Origin of the sequence: Pseudomonas sp. Ant30-3 (assembly GCF_000690905.1) — a bacterium.
GTDB lineage: Bacteria > Pseudomonadota > Gammaproteobacteria > Pseudomonadales > Pseudomonadaceae > Aquipseudomonas.
Window position 1 is genome coordinate 69,893 of sequence record NZ_JMCL01000057.1, and the last position, 21,859, is coordinate 91,751.

A 21,859-nucleotide genomic window follows, 5' to 3' on the forward strand; every position below is an offset into this window, starting at 1 on the left:
CAGAAAAGGGATTTCAAAGTACGCTAAGCCAATTGCAGTCGTCGTAACGGTCTGAATTTTCCCGCACCAACCTTGGTGTTGCGGCGCCACAGGTAATCACCGGTCAGGTTGATGTGCTCCCACCCCAGCGGCGACAGGTACTGCAATAGCGATTCATCGACTGCGTGACCATGTCCGTGCAATGCGTTGGCGGACCGCTCGAGGTAAACGGTGTTCCACAGCACTATGGCAGCGGTCACCAGGTTGAGACCGCTGGCCCGGTAGCGTTGCTGTTCGAAACTGCGGTCACGGATTTCGCCCAACCGATTAAAGAACACAGCTCTGGCCAGCGCATTGCGCGCTTCGCCCTTGTTCAGCCCAGCATTCACGCGGCGGCGCAGCTCAACGCTTTGCAACCAATCTAAAATAAACAATGTGCGCTCGATGCGCCCCAATTCGCGCAGGGCGACGGCCAGGCCGTTTTGACGCGGATAGCTGCCGAGTTTCCTGAGCATCAACGAGGCTGTTACGGTGCCCTGCTTGATCGAGGTGGCTAGCCGCAGGATTTCATCCCAGTGGGTACGAATGGCTTTGATATCCAGCTTGTCTTTGCTAATCATCGACTTAAGCCCGTCATAAGTCATATTGCCCTTGGGGATGAACAGCTTGGTGTCGCCCAGGTCACGGATACGCGGTGCGAAGCGAAAGCCGAGCAGGTGCATCAGACCAAAGACGTGATCGGTGAAACCTGCTGTGTCGGTGTAGTGTTCCTCAATGCGTAGGTCGGCTTCGTGATACAGCAGGCCGTCTAGCACATAGGTCGAGTCGCGCAGTCCCACGTTGACTACCTTGATATGAAATGGCGCGTATTGGTCGGAAATATGTGTGTAGAACGTTCGCCCTGGGCTGCTGCCATATTTCGGGTTGATGTGACCGGTGCTCTCGGCTTTGTTTCCCGTCCTGAAATTCTGGCCGTCTGACGAGGACGTGGTGCCATCTCCCCAATGCGTGGCAAAGGGATGCCGTAACTGCGCGTTTACGGGGTTTGGGGAGCAGTGGAACCAAAAACCAACGTAAGGCTTAGCTAGAGTTCACCGCTGCCGAAAATAGGGGCGGTTATCCAGACTTTGTTTTACTGAACGACTTTTCTGCACTGCTTTTCATGCGTTTGGACGGCCTGGCGTCAGTGCCTGCCAGGGTTCGACAAAAGGATGGTTTTCCCGAACTAACCAGACGCCACAAGGGTTTGCGGGCAGGCGCTGGGCTTAAGTGCGGATTCCACGCCATTCGGACACTCAGCCCACGCTGATCCGGACACCTGTTCCACGATCATTCGGACAGGCAGTCGGAGCGCAGCGACGCAGGGGTTGCATTGTTAGTCTGAGGCGCCCGGCGCCGTCAATTTCTTCACCCGCTTTCTCATCGACTCGCCCTTGAGGTTGATCCGGTAGGCGTTGTGCACCAGGCGGTCGAGGATGGCATCGGCCAGGGTTGGATCGCCGATCAGTTCGTGCCAGTTGTCCACGGGCATTTGGCTGGTCACGAGGGTCGAGCGCTGGCCGTAGCGGTCGTCCAGTAGCTCCAGCATGTCGCGGCGCTGTTCGGCGGTGAACGGGGCCAGGCCCGAATGGCACTTACTTAATCGTTAACCGATTGATCTAGAAGAAGAAAGGCTGCTCTTGGTCTACGGTGATAGTTGCGAACACACACCGAGCCCAAGGAGCAGCCCAGATGAATCCTAGGCGCCAAGCCGCCATCCTTCAACAGCGCCGTACGCATCACCTCGCATCCAATGCGGATGCCTATGCGTTCTTCAATCTGCTGACCGGCCCCGAGCTGTTTGACCAGGTCGAATCGCTGCTGCCAGACCACAGAGAGCGTCTGTTTCCGCCGACCGAGACGCTATCCATGTTCATGGCTCAGGCTCTGAGCGCTGATCGGTCCTGCCAGAGGGCGGTCAATGAGTTGGCGGTCAAGCAGTTACGAGCAGGGTTGAAGCCATGCAGTACACACACCGGCGGCTACTGCCGTGCCCGTCAGCGCTTGCCGGTGGAGATGGTTTCCAGTCTGGTACGTAACACCGGCAACTTGATCAGCAGCAACGCCCGATCCGGGCAATGGATGGGGCGCCCCGTTCGGTTGGTAGACGGCACGACAGTGGTGATGCCCGATACCCAGGCGAACCAGGATGCCTACCCGCAATCGCGAGGGCAAAAGCCTGGGCTTGGTTTTCCCATTTGCCGGATGGTCGGCATCGTCTGCCTTTCCAGCGGAGCCTTGCTGAATGCAGCCCTCGGGCGCTTCAGAGGCAAGGGTGGCGACGAGCAGACGCTGCTGCGTTCGATGCTCGACACCTTGAATACTGGGGATGTTTTGCTGGGGGACGCCTTCTACGCGACCTACTTTTTACTCTGTGAATTGCAGCGCAGAGGTATTGATGGCGTGTTCGAACAATATGGTGCTCGCCGACGGAGTACTGACTTCCGGCGAGGTACGCGTCTTGGCACGCGCGATCACCTAATCACCCTGGAAAAGCCTCGCAAACGGCCCGCCTGGATGAGCCAGGCCAGCTACGAGCAAGCGCCTGATCAGTTGGAGGTCCGGGAGCTGAAAGCGGGAAACAAGATCCTGGTTACGACGCTGGGCTGCGCTCGCGAAACCCCAAAAGCGGCTTTGAAGGCGCTGTTCAAAGACAGGTGGCACGTCGAGCTGGACCTGCGCAATCTCAAGACCACGATGGGATTGGAGATGTTGAGCTGCAAAACGGCCGCCATGGCAGTGAAGGAGCTGTGGGTTTATCTATTGGCGCACAACTTGATCCGGCTGCTCATGGTGCAATCGGCATCAATCGCGGACTGTCTGCCACGCCAGCTGAGCTTCAAGCACACCCTGCAGCTGTGGCTTGCTTGGCGGCAATTTGATGGATCGGATATTGATGAGTGCTTCCATCAGCTTCTGATGCTCATTGCCCAACAACGCGTAGGTGGCCGGTCAGGCCGAATGGAGCCGAGAGCAGTAAAGCGAAGGCAGAAACCCTATCCATTGCTGACCCGAGCCCGCCAAGCGGAGCGCAAGGAAATCAGGAAAAATGGACATCCAAGGAAGGGCGGCCGCGAAAACTGAGTGCAACACCTGACCTTTCCGGTACGGTGCTGCCCCTATGTCCTATTCCGAACTCAGCGTCGAAGAGCGCGCCATCATTCAACTCAGTCAAGCTCAAGGCTTCAGCCTGCGCGGCATTGCTCGCCTGATTGACAGGTCGCCCTCGACCATCAGCCGAGAGCTGAAGCGCAATCGAGGCAGTAGTGGTGCTTACTCGGCCCGCTGCGCCCAGCAACAGATGAACATTCGGCGCCAGGTTTGTCGCCCCAAGCGCAAGCTTGTGCCGGGCAGCGAGCGCTTCGAACTGGTGGCCCACATGCTGCGTAAGCGTTTGTCTCCCGAGCAGATTGCCGGCAAGCTGCGCAGCATGACCATACCCAACCTCAGAGATGCCTACGTCTGTCGTGAGACGATCTATAACGCGATCTATGCCTTGCCGGTCGGCGAGTTGCGCAAGGAGCTGATCGTCTGCCTGCGCCAAGGCAAGACGACGCGCCGGCCGCGCTCTGGTGGCGTGGATCGGCGCGGCCAGATCCCTGAGATGGTCAGCATTCATGTTCGCCCGCCAGAGATCGAAGACCGGCTGATGCCGGGGCATTGGGAGGGCGACCTGATCAAGGGTAAGGCCAACGCCTCGTCGGTAGGCACGTTGGTGGAGCGCACCAGTGGCTACCTGATGCTGATGAAGATGAACGACGCAACGGCGACCTCGGCGATGGAGGGCTTCAGTGCAGCGCTCAACAGCATGCCGCTGGCGATGCGCAAGAGCATGACCTACGACCAGGGCCGGGAGATGGCGCGGCATGCTGAAATCACCCAGCAGACAGGGGTCGCTATTTACTTCTGCGACCCGCACAGCCCCTGGCAGCGCGGTAGCAACGAAAACATCAACGGCCTGATCCGCCAGTACCTGCCCAAGGGGACTGACTTGTCGGTACACAGTCAAGAGCAATTGAATGCCATCGCCTTGGAGCTGAATATGCGCCCCCGTAAACGCTTCGATTTCAAGTGCCCGATCGAAGTCATGGGCGAGGTGATGCAGGAAGCCATGGCTATGCGGCATCATGCTCCAGCTTCAAATCAATAACCGTGTTGCACTCAGCTTCTGCAACCGCCTACCCTTGTCTTACTTTATTTTTTAGGAGCGGTAAAAACCAATGGCCCACGAACATAACCATAACACCGAAGCCATAGGCGATAAGCGTTTAATCGCTGCCATTGGCGTTAATGCTGCGTTAACTCTGGCACAAGTTGTTGGAGGAATACTTTCTGGCAGCTTATCGCTTATAGCTGACGCGCTACATAATTTGAGCGATGCCGCATCACTGGTTATTGCGCTAATCGCGCGTAAGATCGGTCGCAGGCCGCCGGATGCTTTTAAAACCTTCGGCTACCGACGCAGTGAAACCATAGCGGCCTTAATCAACTTGGTCTCGTTGATTATCATCGGTCTCTACCTTATTTACGAGGCTATAGGTCGGTTATATTCCCCTCAGCCTATTGAGGGTTGGACAGTGGTCGTGGTGGCGGGAATAGCCTTGATTGTAGATATCGCCACGGCCTTGCTCACCTACACAATGTCTAAGGACAGCATGAATATAAAGGCGGCATTCCTGCATAATGTATCGGATGCACTAGCCTCCGTCGGCGTTGTTGTCGCCGGGACATTGATTCTTTTGTACGGCTGGTACTGGACGGATACTGTAGTGACATTGATGATTGCTGGTTACGTGCTCTGGCAGGGCTTTAGCATGCTGCCTAAAACCATTCACTTGTTGATGGAGGGCGCACCAGAAGGAGTTTCCATCGCCGATATAATCAACGTCATGGAGCAAGTAGACGATGTTGAGAGTGTTCACCACGTACATGTTTGGGAAATCGCGGAACATACAATTGCATTGGAAGCCCACGTTGTCATAAAGAAGGCTAGTCTGCCTGATATCGAACGAGTGAAGACCGATTTAAAACGAGTACTCCATGAGCAATTCAAAGTCAGCCACTCGACACTTGAAATGGAGCTAGACGGCAGTGTTTGTATCGACACCAGGCAGGCCGACAATCATCGCAGCGAAGCATAAGCCTGCTTTGCTTTTACCGCTGTCACCTGACAGTTAGCTCGATATCAACGGAGCGAATTCGCGTGCGTCACTCGTTGGCGCTATGCCCTTGACCTTAGAAATGCTAACGGCATGTGGCCAAAGTAGCTCGCCACGAGGAGATCAGGCTAGGTCGTGGCACCTTCAGCAGGCTGCCGCGACGAGTAAGCCCCGCCAGTCGCTACCGCCGCCGACGCTCAGAGCCAGCGGCGGACTCGTGCACGGTAGCGGGCGAATGATTCGCCGAACAGTGCTTCCAGCGCCCACTCTTCGGGTGTGATCTGGAAACGGTTCATGTAGGGGTTTGGGGAGCAATGGAACCAAAAACCAACGTAAGCTCTGAATCCCACCGTAAAGGGGCTTTCCGATCTCCAGCTCACCCGCCAGGCATTACTCTCTGATCAGTGCCTCGATGATCGGGCAGATCGTTCCGCCGTCTCCCGCATCACATTGCTGCACCAGTTCGCCTAACAGTTGCTGCATGACGACCAAGTCGGCCATCTTCTGCTCGATCAACGCGAGCTTGCGTGCAGCCCGTGCTCGCGTTTCGGCACAGGCGCACGACTCATCCAGCGTCAGCAGTCCACCGACTTCCGAGAGCGTGAAACCCAGCGCCTGAGCCCGCTTGATGAAACGCAGTCGCTTCACCATGTCCACCGGATAGCGCCGATGGCCACCCAAGGGTTTGGCTGGTTCATCCAGCAGCCCGCGTCGCTGGTAGTAGCGGATCGTCTCGACGTTCACCCCGGCGGCGTCTGCCAGCTTGCCAATGGTCAGCTCTGTGGCCATCACTTTCTCCTTGATTCCGTACTTTGGTACGGAGTTTAGAATAGCACCTAGGCAATCAGGCTCAGGAGATGGGAATGGGGATGCAACTCACCGGGAAAGGCTCGCTGGTCGCGAGTTCGCTGACCGCCATCGGTGCGTCGGTGTGCTGTGTCGGGCCACTGGTGCTGTTGGCACTCGGTGTCGGCGGTACGTGGGTGGGCGCTCTGACCATGATGGAGCCACTACGCCCCCTCTTCATCGGGTTGACTCTACTGTTCCTGGGATTGGCATTCCGCAAGCTCTACCTGGTGCCACAGGTTTGTACGCCAGGTACACCCTGCGCCGATCCGCGCACGCTCGTGCGACAGCGACTCGTGTTCTGGATCGTCAGCGTGCTGCTGCTCGGCCTATTGGCCGTGCCGTGGCTCGCCCCGCTGTTCTACTGAAGGAGATTAACCATGCGCAAACTGCTGATCGCCGTGCTTTTCGCCTTGCCCTTCGTGGCGCTGGCGGCTCCCCCGAAAACCGTCACGCTCGACGTGCAGAACATGACGTGCGGACTCTGTCCGATCACGGTCAAGAAGTCGCTGGAGAAGGTGTCCGGCGTGAGTGACGTCCAGGTCAATTTCGACCAGAAGACGGCGACCGTCACCTACGATCCCGATAAGGCCCAGCCCGAGGCACTGACTGAGGCGACCGCGAACGCGGGATACCCCTCCACAGTGCAGAAGTGAGGTCACGATGAGCGCCATTGTCCTTGAGTCCGTGCTGACTTGCCCGCGCTGCGGCTTCGCCAAGCCGGAAACCATGCCCACGGACGCCTGCCAGTTCTATTACGAGTGCAGCAACTGCAAGGCGCTGCTGCGCCCCAACCCAGGGGATTGCTGCGTTTTCTGTTCGTTCGGCTCGGTGAAGTGCCCGCCGATCCAGCAGCAGCTTGGGTGTTGCTCATAGCGTTTAGGGGGATCACAGGTCGTCGTCTGGATTACGCAGTGGCCGCAGCTCGCCGCGCGCAACTTCTTCCGGTACCGCAAAGGAATACCGCCCGAGCATGTTGATGTGCTCGTAGATCAGCGGCGATAGCCGGGCCAAATCCTCTTCCAGCACTGGATAGCCGTGCTGCTTGAGCCGTTCCACGGCCGCCGTCATGTAGAGGGTGTTCCACAGCACGATGATGTTCACCACCAGGCCCAGAGCACCGAGCTGGTCTTCCTGGCCTTCGCGGTAGCGCTGGCGGAGCTCGCCGCGTTTGCCGTGGAACACGGCGCGGGCCAGGCTGTGCCGGCCTTCGCCTCGGTTCAACTGGGTCAGGGTGGCGCGGCGCTTGGACTCGTCGTCGATATAGGTCAACGTGTGCAGAGTCTTTTCGATCCGCCCGAATTCGGCCAGCGCCTGGGCCAGCCGGGTGGGTCTATCTCCCGTTTGCAGCGTGCGCATGATGCCAGTCGCCGGCACCCGGCCGAGTTTGAGCGAGCCGGCCAGGCGCAGCAGGTCGTCCCAGTGCTCGGCGATCAGGTCGAGTTTGACCGACTGGCGGGCCAGCCCGTTGAGCTTGCCGTAGTCCGCGTCCGGGCGCGTGCGCCAGAAGCGGGTACCGCCGACATCGGCCAGCCGCGGACTGAAGTGGTAGCCAAGTAGGCGGAAGAGCCCGAACACCACATCGCTGTAGGCCCCGGTGTCGGTCATGATTTGCGTCGGCTGCAACTCGGTCTGCTGTTCCAGCACGACCGCCAGCAACACCAGGCTGTCGCGCAGCGTGCCGGGCACGGTGATGGCGTTGAGGCCGGAGAATTGGTCGGAAATCAGGTTGTACCAGGTGACACCCCGGCCGGTGCCGAAATACTTCGGATTGGGGCCGGCATGCACGGTGCGCACCGGTACGACGAAGCGCATGCCATCGGCGGAGGCGACCTCGCCGCCACCCCAGACTTGGGCCAGTTCCAGTTGGCTTTGCGCTCCGACCAGGATGGCGTTAGCCGCTGACAGGGTGTCGTCGCGGATATAATTCTGGCTGACCCAGGACAGCCGGTCACGGCGCAGCGCCGGGTTGTCGGTGCGGATCAAGGGCTCCAGGCCGGTGTTGCAGGCCCCGCCCAACAGCACCGCGCAGAGGCTGGTGACCAGGTTGTCGGCGCGTGCATTGCGTTCGGAGACATGGGTGAAGGCCTCGGAAAAGCCAGTGCGGGCGGCGATTTCCAAGAGGATTTCCGGCAGATCGACACGCGGCATCAGGTCAGACACGGCCGCCCGCAGTTGCAGCAACGAGCAGGGCTCGTCCAGCTTGTCCAGCGCCCCGAGCGACAGTTCGGTCTTGCCCTCGGTGTTCTCGCTCAGTTGAATCGCCGGGTTGTCGGGCAGGCGCGCGGCTACTGCCAGCCAGGTTGCATCCAGCTCGACGGACAAGGCGTCCAGGGTGGTTTTGGCGTCGATGGTCAGGCCCAGTGACCGGCAGATGATCGGTCGCGCCGCCAGCCATTCGGCACCGTCGAGCAGGCCAAGGCGCGGGTCGGCATAGCGCCAACTGGGCGAGACGAAGACATCGCGGCGGCGCAGGGCCGTGCGCAGCGCATCGAGCGTGCAGAACACATAGGCACCCATGTCGAGGGAGCCATCTTCGCGGGTGATGTGCTTCTGCCAAGCCTTGGCCACGATCTCCTGCGGCGCGTCATCCTCTGGCTTCCGGCGCGGCAGGTTCAGTTGCAGCCACTCCAGACTAGCCGCCACGCCCTTGCCGGCCGGGCTGAAGCCGAAGCGGATGTGCTTGAGCAGGTCGGGCAGGAAGCGGCGCACGCTGCGGTAGCGCGCTTCCAATGCAAGAAAATAGACGTCATCTACCGGGCGGATCAGCGCGTTGACCTCTTCCAGGGCCTTTTCCAGGGTGGTCCTCGGCAGGTCGTTGAACAGCCGGGCGCGCACGTTGTCATCGCTGATCGAGCTGTCCAGCACGACCTTGCACGCGGCGGCGAGCGTCGCGGCCGACCGATCCAGGTCTTTCAGGCTGCGCATGCGGGCTTTCTTGTCGGCCTTCTCCGCGTTGCTGAACAGGTCGCGCAGCAAGGCCTCCAGGACTTCCAGTGCGTCGTCGTGCGCAGTCGCCTCCAGGCAGAGTGCGAAGGCCACCAGTGTCGCCATCCGCCGCGACGCCGGCAGCCGATTAATCGCGGTGACCTTGGCCGTGTTGGCGAAGCGGGCCAGGGCGGCGATACGGCTGGGAGGGATGTGCGCCGCCGCCGGCAAGGTGATGCCGATGCCGCGCACGTCATCGAGCCGGCGCAGTGCCCGAATCAACGCGGGGCCACTGACCATGACCGGGCCGGAGCGCAATTGATCCAGCCGGGAGCTGCGGTTGCCTTCGGCCACCGTCAGCAAGTCTTGCAGTTGCAATCGCTGTTCCTCAGTCACGCTGCGGCCCAGCGTAAACCAGAGGCGTTCTTCGACCCGACTGCGCAACTGGGCGATAAAGCGCTCTAGTTGAGACACACCAGGCAGGAGGACTTTCTGTGTGAACAGCCACGAGGTGGCTCGCTCAAACAGCACTCCCGGCCGGTCGGTGCCCGTCCAGCAGAGGGCATACAGCCAGCGGCTCAAGCGAAAGCCGATGCCCGGATCGGTGAAATGACGATAGCCAAAGCGGTTCTGAATATCGGTGGCATGTATCCAGCGGCGATGATCGCTATAGCGCTGGAGGCAGTCGGGGTCTGGAATCGCCAGTTGTCGGCAAAGCACCTGCAGGACTTCCACCGGCACGGCGGCGGGCTTGTCCGGCAGAACGCCAACGAAGCGGACGGTGGTCAGCAGAACGGCATAACCCAGACGGTTATGGTTACCCCGCAGCACCTGGATGGCTTCACGGTCTTCATCGCTCAGGTGGAAGTAACGTTCCAGCTCTTCACGGCTGGGCGAATCAACATAGCGGCCAAAACCGTCGCGTTGCTCTTGAGTCAGAAAACCGACCGGCATTGATCACAGCACCTCGACGCAGAACACGGCGGGCGTGACGATCCGCGTGCGTTCGATGTGCCCGCGTTGCAGCAGGCCGGCGCGGCGATCACCGGTTACCAGGTAGTCCGCATCGCCCGCCAAGGCCATGGCCAGCAAAAACGAGTCATCCGGATCATCGGCTTCGACCTCGATGGTCAGGCGCTCCAGTACCACAGCCCGTTGCAGGTTATTGATCATGGCGCCCACCTTGGCGGGCTGTAGGATGGCCTGAAGCTTGGGATAGCGGCTGGCTCGACGAATTTCATCGAGTTGCATCCGCGAGGTCACCACCTCGAAACGCGCCGCCCGCCAGGCACGGTAGATCGCATCGGGCGCGCCATGTGGCGAGATCAGGGCGCTGAACAGGATGTTGGTATCCAACACGACCCGCATCAGCGCTTACGTGCCCAGTCGAGCGCTTCGTCAACCGCGTTGGTCAATTCTGCCTCACTCAGATGGGCGTTAGCGGCCTTGGCCTGCTCAGCGCTCAGCTCCAGGATGTGTGCCCGTACCGCTTCTTCGATGAAGCGCGACAGGTCGCCCTTACGGCCGCCGCCCTGGCTGGCCAGAAACATCCGAAGCGACTGGTCGGTGTCGGCCGAGACGGCGACATTCCAGCGAATGGTATTCATAGCGTTCTCCGCTAATAGGTGTTTGTGTGTTTATACGCCAATCACAAAGGGCGATGCAATGGTTCGACAAAACGAAGGTTTTGCCGAACTCTATCGAGGAATGGCTCGGTTCGTTAAGCTCCCCGCGCTACGGTTCAAATAACTGGTACGCTTAATCAAAGTTCAACTATTACTAACGTAGTCGAGTAAACAGTACTTTTGATGAAGATCGGTTATGCGCGAGTGAGCACTCGGGATCAGAAAGCCGACCTACAAGTCGATGCCCTGAAACAGGCCGGGTGCGAACGCATCTACCAAGACATCGCCAGCGGCGCGAAAAGCGCCCGGCCGGAGTTGGACAAACTGCTGGCCAACGTGCGGCCGGGTGATGCCGTGGTGATCTGGAAGCTGGATCGCCTTGGGCGTTCCCTCAAGCACCTGGTCGAGTTGGTCGGCGAGCTGGCAGAGCGCAAGGTCGGCTTACAGAGCCTGAATGACCCCATCGACACCACCCACGCCCAAGGCCGCCTGGTGTTCAACCTGTTCGCCTCGCTGGCGGAGTTCGAGCGCGAGCTGATCCGCGAGCGGACTCAGGCGGGTCTGTCGGCCGCACGGGCGCGTGGCCGGATCGGTGGCCGTCCCAAGGGCCTGCCAGCCAAGGCTGAGGCCACCGCCATGGCGGCCGAAACCCTCTACCGCGAAGGTCGCCTGAGCGTCAGCGCGATCGGCGAGAAGCTGCACATCTCCAAGAGCACGCTGTACAGCTACCTGCGCCACCGTGGTGTCGAGATCGGCGCGTACCAGAAGAGCGCCAGGTCACGCGACCAGCAGCCTTCGGCCGCGTCGCCGGCAGAGCCGCCCGCCGCCGAGCGGGTGGCCACCGTCACCCTGCGCCTCGCGGTGGTGAATAACAGCAAGTTCGTGCGCGGCCGGAAGCGGGCCACGGAGAACATTGAGCGCTACTGCCTGGAGCCCTATGGCATGAAGCGGCTGGATGCCGGCCACTATGAGTTGACCATTCCGTATCGGAGCGACGATGAGCTGGACAAGAGCGTGCATGACCTGCTGACCGAGATCAGCCAGGAGGCCGACATGCGCAACTGTTTTGTCGAGATGGGCGCCTGGGAAGAAGACACCGAAAAGCGTTGGTAGGGCTTACGTTGGTTTTTGGTTCCATTGCTCCCCAAACCCCTTTACCAGCTCCGCCAGTGCTGTCGAATAGGTTTCGTCACGGATATGCCAGGCTTGCAGCCAGGACAGTTTGGCGTAGGTAGTGCCAGGGCAAGACTCGGCCATCTTGGTCAGGCCCAGATTGATCGCATCGGCCAAGAGGGTGGACAGCAGTAGGTACTTGTCTTTGGCTTCGTCGCCCGATTTCAGGTGCGCGAAGTGCCGGGTGAACCCCGTCCACTCGTCCACCTCCAACAACAATTCGGTGATCTTGATGTGCGGCAGCGCCATCGCAGTTTGGTCAATCAGCGCTTGCGCGGTCTCTGGTACTGCCGCATCCAGCGGAGTGATCTTCAAGCCAGACTCGGTGATGATGGCATCCGGAAGATCGTTGGCTAACGCCATACGGTTGACGATGGCAAGCTGCGCTTCCAGCAGAGTCAGACGGTCATGCAGGTACTTGTCGCAGTCGGTGGCCACGGCCAGTGGTAATTCACTGGTCTGCTTGAGACGGGCGAATTTTTCGGGTGGTACCAGGTAGTCCTCAAAATCCTTGAATTGACGCGATCCCTGCACCCAGATATCGCCGGAACGTAGCGCGTTCTTCAGTTCCGACAGCGCGCACAACTCGTAATAGCGTCGGTCGATACCGACGTCAGTTATCACCAGTTTCTTCCAGCGTTTCTTGATGAAGCTGGTCGGGGCATCAACGGGAACCTTGCGGGCGTTGTTGATGTTCATTGCGCGCAACACCTCAATACCATCGAACACGTCCTTGGCCGCGGGCGCAGCCCGCAGTTTGAGTACGTCGAGAAATTGCGGCGCATAGCGGCGCAGCGTGGTGTAGCTATCACCAATGTGATGCAGGAAATCGAAGTCTTCGGGCTGCGCGAGCTTTTGCGCTTCGGTGACGCTCTTGGCAAAAGCATCCCAGGACATGACAGCTTCGATGGCGGCAAACGGATCTCCACCGTTTTGCTTGGCATCCAGTAGGACTTGGCCGATGCGTCCATAAAGGCGCACCTTGGCGTTGATCGCTTTGCCGGATGCCTGGAACTGTTTCTGGTGTTTATTCTTGGCTGCGTTAAACAGCTTGCCCAAGATACGATCGTGCAGATCGATGATTTCGTCGGTGACGGTGGCCATACCCTCGATGACCAGCGCCACAAGGGTGGCGTAGCGCCGCTGCGGCTCGAACTTAGCCAAGTCAGCGGGTGTCATTTGGCCACCTTCACGGGCGATTTTGAGCAGGCGGTTTTGGTGAACCAGCCGCTCAATGCCTGCAGGCAGATCAAGAGCCTGCCATGCTTTTAGGCGTTCGATATGTTCAAGCATGTGCCGCGAGTTCGGTTTAACCGGCGACTGGCGAAGCCAGGCCAACCAGGTGGTCTGGCCTTTATCTCGGCGCTTGAGCAGGCCGTCGAGGCAACCGAGATGTGTATTCGAAAGAGGCTCGGACAAGGTTTCGTAAATGCGCCGGTTGGCACGGGTGATTGCCTCAGCACAAATGCGCTCGATGACGCTTAGTGATGGAAGCAGTATGTTTTTTTGTCGTAACCCTTTGACCAATTCCGTCGCTAACACGAAGCCTTTATCGGACTGCCATGCCAATTCATCCAGGCTATGAACACAGGGACGATAATGCCGTGTTGTGAATGGCTTAAAGTCAAAAAGCGCTTGTAATTCCAATAGGTGCTCGCGACGCGTCTCGGCGCGTTGCCCATAATCCGCCCATGCTTCAGGCGGCACCTTCAACTGCGTGGCCACCAAACGCAGCAATGGCGCGAATGGTTCTTCATCCACCGCAAGCGTTACGCCGGGATAGCGCATGTAACAGAGTTGTACAGCGAAGCCCAGCCGATTCGCAGACCCGCGCCGTTGACTAATGAGGGTCAGATCGGCGTCGCTGAAAGAGTAGTGACGAATCAGGTCATCTTTGGAGTCTGGCAACGCCAGTAAGCTTTCCCGCTCGGCGACGGAAAGAATCGAACGACGTGGCATACAGTCTCCTTTCTCATAAGTTTGTGGACACGGTAAAGTGATCCTCCCAAGACGTCTATTAATTCGTTTATCGCTACTTCATAGACGGAAGATCTAAAAATCGACTTATGAGACATTTTGCCATGCGACTTTTTGGTTATGCCCGCGTCTCCACCAGTCAACAGTCCCTTGATGTACAGATAAAGGCGCTCAAGGCTGAAAACGTCAGAGCAACCCGAATTTTTACCGACAAGGTATCTGGCAGTCACGTGAACCGCGAAGGCCTAAGGATGCTCCGGCTCAAGGTCGAAGAAGGTGATGTGGTCCTGGTAAAAAAACTCGACCGGCTCGGTCGCGATACCGCGGACATGATCCAGCTCATTAAGGAGTTCGACGACATGGGCGTGGCCATCCGATTTTTGGATGACGGCATCAGCACAGAGGGAACCATGGGCAAAATGGTGGTGACCATCCTGTCAGCCGTGGCTCAGGCCGAACGCCTGCGGATACTGGAACGGACCAACGAAGGTCGTTTGGAAGCAAAGGCCAAGGGCGTGAAGTTTGGCCGCAAACCTACGGTGGACAAAGCCGAGGTATTCACGCTCCACGGTCAGGGTATCAGTGCGATGGAAATTGCCAAACGACTGAAGATTGGTCGCTCGACGGTCTACAAAGTGCTGGCATCATAAGTTCATCTGACAGACGCGTGCTGTCAGCCCCGCCCATGCTTAGCGTACTTTAAAATCCCTTTTCTGAGGCGCCCCCACCTGCAGCTATTGCTCAAGGGTCATTGCCTTTGGCGTGGCAATGGCTTGGAGCACTATTTTGCGCCAGGCGAACTATTGGTGATCAACCCGGATGACCGCGCGGAGCTGACTTATTCGGAGGAGTGCGAGAAATTCATTGTCAAATTGCCCTCGGTTATCATTGATAGCGCATGCAATGAGCTCAATTGGCAGAAGCCGAGTGGAGGTATCCGTTTCCCCCCCCGACATAGCCTGCAGCAGCTTAATGGCTTCATCAATCTAATCGGACTGGTTTGTGACGAAGCGGAACATAACATGTCGATGACCTTGGTGGCGGAGCACTACACGAAGATCATCGCTACCAAGCTGCTCGAGACGCTCAGCAGCAATGTCAGCCGCAAAGGCTTCGTCGAAGGCAACCCATGTTTCGAGCGAGTCGTTCAGTTCATTGAGGAAAATGTCAAACGGAGTATCAGCCTTGAGCAGTTAGCGGAGCTGGCGCTGATGAGCCCACGCTCCCTCTACACCATGTTCGAGAAGCATACCGGCACCACGCCCATGAATTACATTCGCAACCGCAAGCTTGAGTGCGTCCGTGCCTGCTTGAGCAATCCCACTACCAATATACGTAGTATCACTGAGGTGGCCCTAGACTACGGCTTCTTACATCTGGGACGTTTCGCCGAGAAATACAGGAGCACATTCGGCGAGCTGCCTTCCGACACCCTGAGTCTACACAAGATGAAGTGCATCGATTCAAGGGAGTCTAGCCTGTCCTCGCTCTTTTGACTGGCTGCTTGTCGGACTTGAGCCCCGCCGTCAGGTAGAGCATCAGATTTTTTTAAAAACCATCGATCACCTCCCTGCCGTTGTCGAGACAGCGCACCAGGGCCGTCCAGCGCTTGAGGCTGTGGTCAAGCGCCTTGGAGATGGCCGTGCCTTCATGGATGCGCTCGCGCTGGGCGAGCATCCAGGTGTGCAGGGTATCGTCGAGAGGTCTGGCCTGTGCGTGGCGTATTCGCGTCGCTCGTCAGGCGGCAGTCACGCACCTCGCGCTCGATGGCGTACAGCTGACCGATATTGGTGCAGGGCCTGTCCGGCCAGCGGGCTCTGGTTGGCCACGTGCAGGCTGTAGAACTCGCGCCGGGCGTGGGCCGCGGGCCATACAGCCGATTTTGGTCACGCCTTCCCCTGCTCGAAGCAGAACTTGTAGGCGGCGAAGTCATCACAGACCAGCTGGCCTCTCCAGTCACCGAGGAAGGCACGGGCATGCTCGCCGGCTCGGCTGGGACTGAAGTCATAGACTATGGCGCGCAGCTCGGCGAACGCGCTGGCAGCATAGGCCACACGTAAACCCGCTGCGTCTTCTTCATGCCGGGCGCAAGCATTTGCACCGGGGTTTCATCGGTCGTGGTAGGGACGGCAGTTACCTGCCGCCCTCCGCTCAGATCCGTACGTGCGGGATAACCGCATAGGGCTCCTGCCTCGGGGTATGTGACGCAAAGAGATCCTCAGGATAACGATGTGCGTTTCCGGGTTTAGGTATGTAGTAGAGGTCAACGAGGCGCCCTTAACATGACCATTGATATTTGAAAGCTTGCCGTCCTAGCTAGACGGCAGACCGCCGAACGAAAACCACCAAGACGTATCAGGTTCCCCGGCGCCGCGTGGCAATTGAAGAAACGCGTTTCGGCAACCGGCTCATCTGCCTCATCAGACAACTCGGCGGTTGACATCAGGATATTCTGACAAAATCAGGAAGTCTTTTTCAGAGTTTCCTTAGGCACCATTACCCTACGCAGGCTGTCACGCTCGAGTAGCCAAGACGCGATGAATGCGAACACGAGACCCCAAAACGGAGCGCCTATATTCAGAATTGGTACACCGGCCACCGACACCACAAAGGCGACCAGAGCACCAAGCGGACACTCGCCGCAAAAGGCGCCTTGGAAAGCGCCCTGCAACGCCCGGATCATGGCCAGTCCGCCGATTAGCCCAATCAAGGCCAGCGGCACCGCCAACGCAACGGCTGTTGCGACCGGTGCAAAAAGGCCAAAAATAATCATTAAGACAGCGAAGACCATGCCGCCGATCCACTGCCGATGCTGCGCGCCGCTGGAGACGAGAATCGCGTTGGTCGGCCCGGTAAGACAGGCGGGCACCGAACCGACCACCGCGAACAGCATCGAGCCCAGCCCGGACCCCACCGTAACGGCCTTCACAGGCGGTGGGTGATCGACCTGCTGCAGTACCGCAAAGCCCTGTGCGTTCTGAATGCCCAGCACAGTTATCATGAGCGGAATGACCATCTCTACCAGAGCCTGCAGCGAGAACTCTGGCATGTACATAATAGGACGCGCTAGGAGCGTTGGCACCACGCCCAGTGGCGCGATGCCGCCCGTAGTCCAAGCTACCGCGCCACCGGCGAGCAGCGCGGCCAGCACCGGCGGCAGTCGGCTCCCTAGCGCTGGCAAGACGGAGAAGAGCATGAATACTCCGAGGCTTACGGTGGCGAGCAGCGCGTTACTGGTAAACGCGGTGACAACTTTAACTCCCAGCGGCAGGAAAACGCCGGCGACCATGCCCATGACGATGGGTATTGGAATGCGGCGCATCACACAGTTAATGAGCCCGCTCCAGCCGAGTAATGTGATGAGTAGAGCAGTTACCCAGTAGGCCCCAATGACTTCCGCAAAGCTCAGGTGGTCGAGCGCCGACGGCAGCAGCAGCGCGCCCGGGATCGTCCAGGCCATCCCTAGCGGCTGCCGGTATCGCCAGCAAAAGTACAGGCTCAGCACCCCACTGAGACCGTAGGCACCGAAGATCCAGGAGGCGAGATCTACATCGCTCAGACCTCCATCACGGCCCACCATGATAAGGATAGCCAAGGGACCCGTCACCCCGAAAAGAAAGGCAGTGATGCCGTTGCTAAGAGCGTGACTATCGAGGCGATTCGACCTGGCTTCTTCAGCACTACCCGCGGTATTCCTTTCCTCTGTTTGCAAAGTCTTTCCTCCGTCAGTAAGAACCTCCCGGAAAAGCCTAGGGATGGTCTGAAGTAGTCAGGTATTTCTGGCTGACTCCAGCCCTTGCCGATTTCAAAACGGTGATTCGGCTAAAAAACGATCAAATCATCCCCTCTTTCCGGATTTATAGCCGGCGCGAGCACCTCGCGCCGGCCATTTCCCGCATTACAGACGCACCTCTCCTGCATTCGTCAGCAAATGTCGGCGCGCCATCCACAGGTTCGACAGCGCGAACAGTGTCACCAACTGCGCGGTGTTCTTCGCCAGGCCACGGAAGCGTGTCTTCACGTAGCCGAATTGGCGCTTGATCACCCGGAACGGGTGCTCGACTTTGGCGCGCACTTGGGCCTTGGATTTCTCGATCTTGCGCTTGGCTTTGTACAGCGCACTGCGCTTACTCAGCTTCTTGTACATACTGCGGCGGGCCGCAATCTGCCAGATCACCTCCCGGCCTTCAGTTCGGTCTGCGACAGGCGCACCTTTAGCGCCGCTCCAAGGCGGCTGAAGTCATCGACCGCCTCGCCGCTATCCAGGGGTAGCAAGCCGGTATTCACCCTCTCGCGGCTACTGTCGAGTTTAATGCCCAGCATTCACAGCAGGTCGACGCCGAAACCGACTGTGCCCTGGGTGTAGCCAGAATTCACTCTGAGAATGAAGCCCTGCGCCCACTCTTCGGCCTTGGACTGCTGGTTGGGGCCCTCAATGTCCGAGAAATCCCGACTGAAATAATAGTTGCGCGCTTGCAGCGTCGCCGTGGTGTCTTCGATGAAACCGCCTTCAGCGGCTAGGGTACTGAGCGGCAGACTGGCGCTCACACACACCAGCAGACGGGTTAGGTTCGGATATTGCTTCATTTTTGACTCGCTCTTTTTTATTGTTTTTTGGAAAGCATATATATGCCACATATTTCCCGCCCACAATTCTCCGTACCGCAAGTGGGCGGCCTTGAAACCACCTCGCTACCCAGACAGGCAACTCGGCGTAACAAACGGACCAGCCGCTCTGCACTTTTCCTCGCTTCAGGCATGCTTAAAATAACAGGCAGTCACTTGCCCGCGCTCTTTGTGGCCGCGTCCCAATGCAGGTCTGGTTCCTCGACCCGAAGTGCCCTTGGGCATCTCCACTTCAGCGTCTGACCTTGCTGGCCAGTTCGCCGCCGATACCGAAGTGGCCCTTGGCCATCTCCGTGATAATCACTCGCACGCTGGTCAGCGGCGCATCCAGGGAGCGCGATATGGCCTCGCTGACCTCACGGATGAGGGTTTCCTTCTGCTCGTCGTTGCGGCCTTCAAGAATGTGGATCTGGGCAATGGGCATGTTGTGCCTCCTGAATAAGAAGGCCGCCCGGGCAGGGCGGCCGAATGGCTCAGATGAAGCGCGCGGAGACGCTGCCAAGCCCCTGATAGCGCACGGTGATGTTGTCGCCCGGCTCCACCGATACCGCAGCCGTGATGCCACCGGTCATGATGAAGGTGCCGGCCGGTATGTGTTCGCCGCGCTCTGCCAGCAGGTTGGCGAGCATCGCCACGCTGGACAGGGGATGACCGAGCACCGCGGCACCGGCGCCGAGCTCCACCACCTCGCCGTTCTTCTCCATCACCACGCCGAGGGTGCGCAGGTCGACCTCCTCGAGGCTGGCCATGCGGCCGCCGGTGATGAAGCGCGTCGAGGAAGCGTTGTCCGCCACCACGCTAATCAGGTCGAACTTGAAGTTCTCGTAGCGCGAATCGATCACCTCGACGGTCGGGATCACGTAGTCGACCGCCGCGATGACGTCGCCGATATGGCAGCCCGGGCCTGTCAGCGGCGCCTTGGTGACCACCGAGATTTCCGCCTCGATCTTCGGGTGGATCAGCTTCGAGCAATCCACGGTGCCGCCGTCCGGCACGCTGAAGTAGTCGGCCAGGAAGCCATAGATGGGCGTTTCCACGCCCATCTGCGCCATCTTCGCCCAGGAGGTCAGGCCCATCTTCAGGCCGACGGTCCGGTTGCCGCGCGCTTCCTTGCGCCGGCGAATCTCCCACTGGATGTCGTAGGCGTCAGCGAAGGTCATCTGCGGATAGTCGTTGGTGACCTTGTGGATGTCGTGGGCCTGCAGTTCGGCGTTTTCCACGTGCTCGGCCAGGGCCAGCACCTGTTCGCGGGTCAATGTACGGTTCATGCATGTTGCTCCTTGCGAGTTGCCAGCAGGTCGAGCGCGACGTCGACGATCATGTCTTCCTGGCCGCCGACCATGCGGCGCCTGCCCAGTTCTACGAGGATGTCGAGCGTCTTCAGTCCATACTTCGCGGCTGCCACCTCGGCGTGGCGCAGGAAGCTGGAGTAGACCCCGGCATAACCCAGGCCGAGGGTTTCGCGATCGACCCTCACCGGACGGTCCTGCAACGGCCGGACGATATCGTCGGCGGCGTCCATCAGTGCGTACAGGTCGGTGCCGTGGTTCCAGCCCATGCGCTCGGCCGCGGCGATGAATACTTCCAGCGGCGCGTTGCCGGCGCCGGCGCCCATGCCTGCCAGCGAGGCGTCGATGCGATCGCAGCCCTCCTCCACCGCGATGATGGAGTTGGCCACGCCGAGACTGAGGTTGTGGTGGGCGTGCATGCCGGTCTGGGTTTCCGGGTTCAGCGCCGCCTTGAAGGCGCGCATGCGGTCGCGGATGTCGTTCATGTTCATCGCGCCGCCGGAGTCGGCCATGTAGATGCACTGTGCGCCGTAGCTTTCCATCAGCTTGCCCTGCGCCGCCAGCTGTTCGGCAGGGATCATGTGGCTCATCATCAGGAAGCCGACGGTGTCCATGCCCAGTTCACGGGCATACTCGATGTGCTGTCGCGAGACATCCGCCTCGGTGCAGTGGGTGGCCACGCGCACCGAGCGGGCGCCGGCGTCATAGGCGGCTTTCAGGTCATGCACGGTGCCGATGCCAGGTAGCAGCAGCACGGTGATCCGGGCGTGCTGGATCACATCGGCGGCGGCCTCGATCCACTCCAGGTCGCTGTGCGCACCGAAACCGTAGTTGAAGCTGGAACCCTGCAGGCCATCGCCGTGGGTCACCTCGATGGAGTCGACGCGGGCCTTGTCCAGCGCGCGGGCGATGTCCTGGACGTTCTGGATCGAATACTGGTGGCGGATCGCATGGCTGCCGTCGCGCAGGGTCACGTCGGAGATATAGAGTTTCTTGCCGGGGTTGAAGGTCATGGCTCGGTCCTCATGCGTTCAGCAGCGACTGCGCCATGCGTTCGGCGGTAGCCAGCGCGGCGGAGGTCATGATGTCGAGGTTGCCGGCGTAGGCCGGCAAGTAGTGGGCGGCACCTTCGACTTCGAGATAGATCGAGGTTTTCAGGCCACTGAATGTGCCGAGCCCAGGGATATGCAGCGGCGCGGATGCGGGAATCATGTCGAACTGCACCTTCTGCTTGAGGCGGTAGCCCGGCACGTAGGCCTGCACGGCGCTGGCCATCTCCTCGATGCTGGCCTCGACCTGTGCCTGGTCGACGGCCTCGGACAGCACGAACACCGTGTCACGCATGATCAACGGCGGCTCGGCCGGGTTCATGATGATGATCGCCTTGCCCTTGGCGGCGCCGCCGATCACTTCGATGGCCTTGCTGGTAGTCTCGGTGAACTCGTCGATGTTGGCGCGGGTCCCGGGGCCGGCGGATTTGCTGGCGATGGAGGCGACGATCTCGGCGTAATGGACCTTGGCCACGCGCGACACCGCGGCCACCATCGGGATGGTGGCCTGGCCGCCGCAGGTCACCATGTTGACGTTGAGCTTGGCGAGGTGCTCTTCCAGATTCACCACTGGCACGCAGTAGGGGCCGATGGCCGCCGGGGTCAGGTCGATCAAGCGGATGCCGGGTTTGGCACGACGCAGCAAGGCATCGTTCCGTACGTGGGCAGAGGCGCTGGTGGCATCGAAGACGAAATCGATGTCGGCGAATTCGGGCAGGTTGATCAATCCTTCGACACCTTCGTGGGTGGTCGCCACACCCATGCGCTGGGCGCGGGCCAGGCCATCGGAGGCCGGGTCGATGCCCACCATCGCGCCCATTTCCAGATGCTCTGCGTTGCGCATCACCTTGATCATCAGATCCGTACCGATGTTGCCCGGGCCGATGATCGCTACTTTGAGTTTCTTGCTCATCAGGCTGTCCTCGATCAGATGAAGCGCACGCTGGCGCTGCCGATGCCGCCGATCTCGACGCGCATGAAATCGCCTGCCTTGACCGGCTCCAGCGGAACCAGCGAGCCGGACAGGATCACCTCGCCGGCCTTCAGGCCGATGCCGAACCGGCCGAGGGTGTTGGCCAGCCAGGCCACGCAGTTGACCGGCGAGCCGAGCGCCGCGGCGCCGGCACCGGTCGAGAGCAGCTGGCCGTTCTTTTCCACCAGCATGCCGC

Annotated in this window: 17 protein-coding genes and 8 pseudogenes; 9 read left to right on the forward strand and 16 right to left on the reverse strand. The window is 59.6% G+C overall.

Going from position 1 to position 21,859, the window contains the following annotated elements; all coding sequences use genetic code 11:
* Positions 1-23: 23 nt before the first annotated feature.
* A pseudogene (locus DU29_RS0114780) lies at positions 24-1,019 on the reverse strand (Tn3 family transposase); the annotation flags it as partial.
* Between the two features lie 335 nt (positions 1,020-1,354).
* Positions 1,355-1,603: pseudogene (locus DU29_RS0114785) on the reverse strand (ATP-binding protein); the annotation flags it as partial.
* A 107-nt stretch (positions 1,604-1,710) separates the two neighbouring features.
* On the opposite strand from DU29_RS0114785, the gene DU29_RS0114790 reads away from it, so the two are divergent.
* From DU29_RS0114790 to DU29_RS0114800, 3 genes are all read left to right on the forward strand, one after another.
* Positions 1,711-3,102 (forward strand): IS4 family transposase, encoded by a 1,392-nt coding sequence (locus tag DU29_RS0114790; protein ID WP_023118183.1) that lies wholly within the window; start codon positions 1,711-1,713, stop codon positions 3,100-3,102.
* Between the two features lie 37 nt (positions 3,103-3,139).
* A complete protein-coding gene (locus tag DU29_RS0114795) occupies positions 3,140-4,168 on the forward strand; it encodes an IS30 family transposase (RefSeq protein ID WP_019818564.1) in 1,029 nt (342 codons plus the stop codon).
* Positions 4,169-4,238: 70 nt separating this feature from the next.
* Positions 4,239-5,159 carry a cation diffusion facilitator family transporter gene (locus DU29_RS0114800; protein WP_003463565.1) on the forward strand — a complete coding sequence of 307 codons (921 nt, stop codon included), beginning with the start codon at positions 4,239-4,241 and terminating at the stop codon, positions 5,157-5,159.
* Positions 5,160-5,567: 408 nt separating this feature from the next.
* Here the strand turns inward: DU29_RS0114800 and merR are convergent, their stop codons facing one another.
* Entirely contained in the window at positions 5,568-5,966 is a 399-nt protein-coding gene (gene merR / locus DU29_RS0114805) for an Hg(II)-responsive transcriptional regulator (RefSeq protein ID WP_003089120.1), read from the reverse strand.
* A 74-nt stretch (positions 5,967-6,040) separates the two neighbouring features.
* Between merR and DU29_RS0114810 the strand changes: the two genes are divergently transcribed.
* Genes DU29_RS0114810 through DU29_RS0114820 form a run of 3 tightly spaced genes read left to right on the forward strand, consistent with a single transcriptional unit; the run spans position 6,041 to position 6,899 of the window.
* The gene (locus DU29_RS0114810; protein ID WP_003089115.1) at positions 6,041-6,391 is read left to right on the forward strand and encodes a mercuric transporter MerT family protein; all 351 of its coding nucleotides are present in this window, start codon (positions 6,041-6,043) and stop codon (positions 6,389-6,391) included.
* Between the two features lie 12 nt (positions 6,392-6,403).
* The gene (gene merP, locus DU29_RS0114815; protein WP_003150552.1) at positions 6,404-6,679 is read left to right on the forward strand and encodes a mercury resistance system periplasmic binding protein MerP; all 276 of its coding nucleotides are present in this window, start codon (positions 6,404-6,406) and stop codon (positions 6,677-6,679) included.
* 7 nt (positions 6,680-6,686) lie between these two features.
* Entirely contained in the window at positions 6,687-6,899 is a 213-nt protein-coding gene (locus DU29_RS0114820) for a GDCCVxC domain-containing (seleno)protein (RefSeq protein ID WP_003089113.1), read from the forward strand.
* A 12-nt stretch (positions 6,900-6,911) separates the two neighbouring features.
* Here the strand turns inward: DU29_RS0114820 and DU29_RS0114825 are convergent, their stop codons facing one another.
* The 3 genes from DU29_RS0114825 to DU29_RS0114835 are packed head-to-tail and all read right to left on the reverse strand — an operon-like array spanning position 6,912 to position 10,558.
* A complete protein-coding gene (locus DU29_RS0114825; protein ID WP_003299771.1) occupies positions 6,912-9,905 on the reverse strand; it encodes a Tn3 family transposase in 2,994 nt (997 codons plus the stop codon).
* 3 nt (positions 9,906-9,908) lie between these two features.
* Entirely contained in the window at positions 9,909-10,319 is a 411-nt protein-coding gene (locus DU29_RS0114830; RefSeq protein ID WP_003150546.1) for a putative toxin-antitoxin system toxin component, PIN family, read from the reverse strand.
* On the reverse strand, positions 10,319-10,558 hold the full coding sequence (locus DU29_RS0114835) for a ribbon-helix-helix domain-containing protein (RefSeq protein ID WP_003089107.1): 240 nt from the start codon (positions 10,556-10,558) through the stop codon (positions 10,319-10,321). The genes DU29_RS0114830 and DU29_RS0114835 overlap by 1 nt, the downstream gene beginning before the upstream one ends.
* Positions 10,559-10,759: 201 nt before the next feature.
* Between DU29_RS0114835 and DU29_RS0114840 the strand changes: the two genes are divergently transcribed.
* Positions 10,760-11,689 (forward strand): recombinase family protein, encoded by a 930-nt coding sequence (locus DU29_RS0114840; RefSeq protein WP_003150544.1) that lies wholly within the window; start codon positions 10,760-10,762, stop codon positions 11,687-11,689.
* A gap of 6 nt (positions 11,690-11,695) precedes the next feature.
* On the opposite strand, the pseudogene DU29_RS01000000129995 reads toward DU29_RS0114840, so the two are convergent.
* Positions 11,696-13,708, reverse strand: a pseudogene (locus DU29_RS01000000129995) (Tn3 family transposase); the annotation flags it as partial.
* Positions 13,709-13,830: 122 nt separating this feature from the next.
* Here DU29_RS01000000129995 and DU29_RS0114850 point away from each other — a divergent pair.
* Together DU29_RS0114850 and DU29_RS01000000130000 are read left to right on the forward strand one after the other, a co-directional pair.
* Positions 13,831-14,376 (forward strand): recombinase family protein, encoded by a 546-nt coding sequence (locus tag DU29_RS0114850; protein WP_004574810.1) that lies wholly within the window; start codon positions 13,831-13,833, stop codon positions 14,374-14,376.
* 75 nt (positions 14,377-14,451) lie between these two features.
* Positions 14,452-15,222: pseudogene (locus DU29_RS01000000130000) on the forward strand (AraC family transcriptional regulator); the annotation flags it as partial.
* A 61-nt stretch (positions 15,223-15,283) separates the two neighbouring features.
* Here the strand turns inward: DU29_RS01000000130000 and DU29_RS1000000133310 are convergent.
* The 9 genes and pseudogenes from DU29_RS1000000133310 to xylJ form a co-directional block, all read right to left on the reverse strand.
* A pseudogene (locus tag DU29_RS1000000133310) lies at positions 15,284-15,839 on the reverse strand (IS66 family transposase); the annotation flags it as partial.
* A gap of 348 nt (positions 15,840-16,187) precedes the next feature.
* Complete coding sequence (locus tag DU29_RS0114870) at positions 16,188-17,438, reverse strand: benzoate/H(+) symporter BenE family transporter (RefSeq protein WP_004574812.1); 1,251 nt, start codon at positions 17,436-17,438, stop codon at positions 16,188-16,190.
* 186 nt (positions 17,439-17,624) lie between these two features.
* Positions 17,625-17,915, reverse strand: a pseudogene (locus tag DU29_RS0114875) (transposase); the annotation flags it as partial.
* Positions 17,906-18,313: pseudogene (locus DU29_RS1000000131550) on the reverse strand (OprD family outer membrane porin); the annotation flags it as partial. The pseudogenes DU29_RS1000000131550 and DU29_RS0114875, both read right to left, overlap by 10 nt.
* Positions 18,314-18,584: 271 nt before the next feature.
* A complete protein-coding gene (locus DU29_RS0114890) occupies positions 18,585-18,776 on the reverse strand; it encodes a 2-hydroxymuconate tautomerase (RefSeq protein ID WP_003454301.1) in 192 nt (63 codons plus the stop codon).
* Positions 18,777-18,825: 49 nt separating this feature from the next.
* Positions 18,826-19,620 carry a 2-oxo-3-hexenedioate decarboxylase gene (gene dmpH, locus DU29_RS0114895; protein WP_004574814.1) on the reverse strand — a complete coding sequence of 265 codons (795 nt, stop codon included), beginning with the start codon at positions 19,618-19,620 and terminating at the stop codon, positions 18,826-18,828.
* Positions 19,617-20,654 carry a 4-hydroxy-2-oxovalerate aldolase gene (gene dmpG / locus DU29_RS0114900; protein ID WP_004574815.1) on the reverse strand — a complete coding sequence of 346 codons (1,038 nt, stop codon included), beginning with the start codon at positions 20,652-20,654 and terminating at the stop codon, positions 19,617-19,619. The genes dmpH and dmpG overlap by 4 nt, the downstream gene beginning before the upstream one ends.
* Positions 20,655-20,664: 10 nt before the next feature.
* Positions 20,665-21,603 carry an acetaldehyde dehydrogenase (acetylating) gene (locus DU29_RS0114905; protein ID WP_004574816.1) on the reverse strand — a complete coding sequence of 313 codons (939 nt, stop codon included), beginning with the start codon at positions 21,601-21,603 and terminating at the stop codon, positions 20,665-20,667.
* Positions 21,604-21,617: 14 nt separating this feature from the next.
* Positions 21,618-21,859 (reverse strand): annotated as a pseudogene (gene xylJ, locus DU29_RS0114910) (2-hydroxypent-2,4-dienoate hydratase); the annotation flags it as partial.

Excerpts from the sequence above, each read along its gene's own strand:
- DU29_RS0114790 (WP_023118183.1), top strand. The coding sequence starts at position 1,711 with ATGAATCCTAGGCGCCAAGCCGCCATCCTTCAACAGCGCCGTACGCAT.
- merR (WP_003089120.1), bottom strand. The coding sequence starts at position 5,966 with ATGGCCACAGAGCTGACCATTGGCAAGCTGGCAGACGCCGCCGGGGTG.
- DU29_RS0114905 (WP_004574816.1), bottom strand. The coding sequence starts at position 21,603 with ATGAGCAAGAAACTCAAAGTAGCGATCATCGGCCCGGGCAACATCGGT.
- DU29_RS0114840 (WP_003150544.1), top strand. The coding sequence starts at position 10,760 with ATGAAGATCGGTTATGCGCGAGTGAGCACTCGGGATCAGAAAGCCGAC.
- dmpH (WP_004574814.1), bottom strand. The coding sequence starts at position 19,620 with ATGAACCGTACATTGACCCGCGAACAGGTGCTGGCCCTGGCCGAGCAC.
- DU29_RS0114820 (WP_003089113.1), top strand. The coding sequence starts at position 6,687 with ATGAGCGCCATTGTCCTTGAGTCCGTGCTGACTTGCCCGCGCTGCGGC.
- DU29_RS0114890 (WP_003454301.1), bottom strand. The coding sequence starts at position 18,776 with ATGCCCATTGCCCAGATCCACATTCTTGAAGGCCGCAACGACGAGCAG.
- DU29_RS0114795 (WP_019818564.1), top strand. The coding sequence starts at position 3,140 with ATGTCCTATTCCGAACTCAGCGTCGAAGAGCGCGCCATCATTCAACTC.
- DU29_RS0114825 (WP_003299771.1), bottom strand. The coding sequence starts at position 9,905 with ATGCCGGTCGGTTTTCTGACTCAAGAGCAACGCGACGGTTTTGGCCGC.
- merP (WP_003150552.1), top strand. The coding sequence starts at position 6,404 with ATGCGCAAACTGCTGATCGCCGTGCTTTTCGCCTTGCCCTTCGTGGCG.
- DU29_RS0114835 (WP_003089107.1), bottom strand. The coding sequence starts at position 10,558 with ATGAATACCATTCGCTGGAATGTCGCCGTCTCGGCCGACACCGACCAG.
- DU29_RS0114810 (WP_003089115.1), top strand. The coding sequence starts at position 6,041 with ATGGGGATGCAACTCACCGGGAAAGGCTCGCTGGTCGCGAGTTCGCTG.
- dmpG (WP_004574815.1), bottom strand. The coding sequence starts at position 20,654 with ATGACCTTCAACCCCGGCAAGAAACTCTATATCTCCGACGTGACCCTG.
- DU29_RS0114850 (WP_004574810.1), top strand. The coding sequence starts at position 13,831 with ATGCGACTTTTTGGTTATGCCCGCGTCTCCACCAGTCAACAGTCCCTT.
- DU29_RS0114800 (WP_003463565.1), top strand. The coding sequence starts at position 4,239 with ATGGCCCACGAACATAACCATAACACCGAAGCCATAGGCGATAAGCGT.
- DU29_RS0114830 (WP_003150546.1), bottom strand. The coding sequence starts at position 10,319 with ATGCGGGTCGTGTTGGATACCAACATCCTGTTCAGCGCCCTGATCTCG.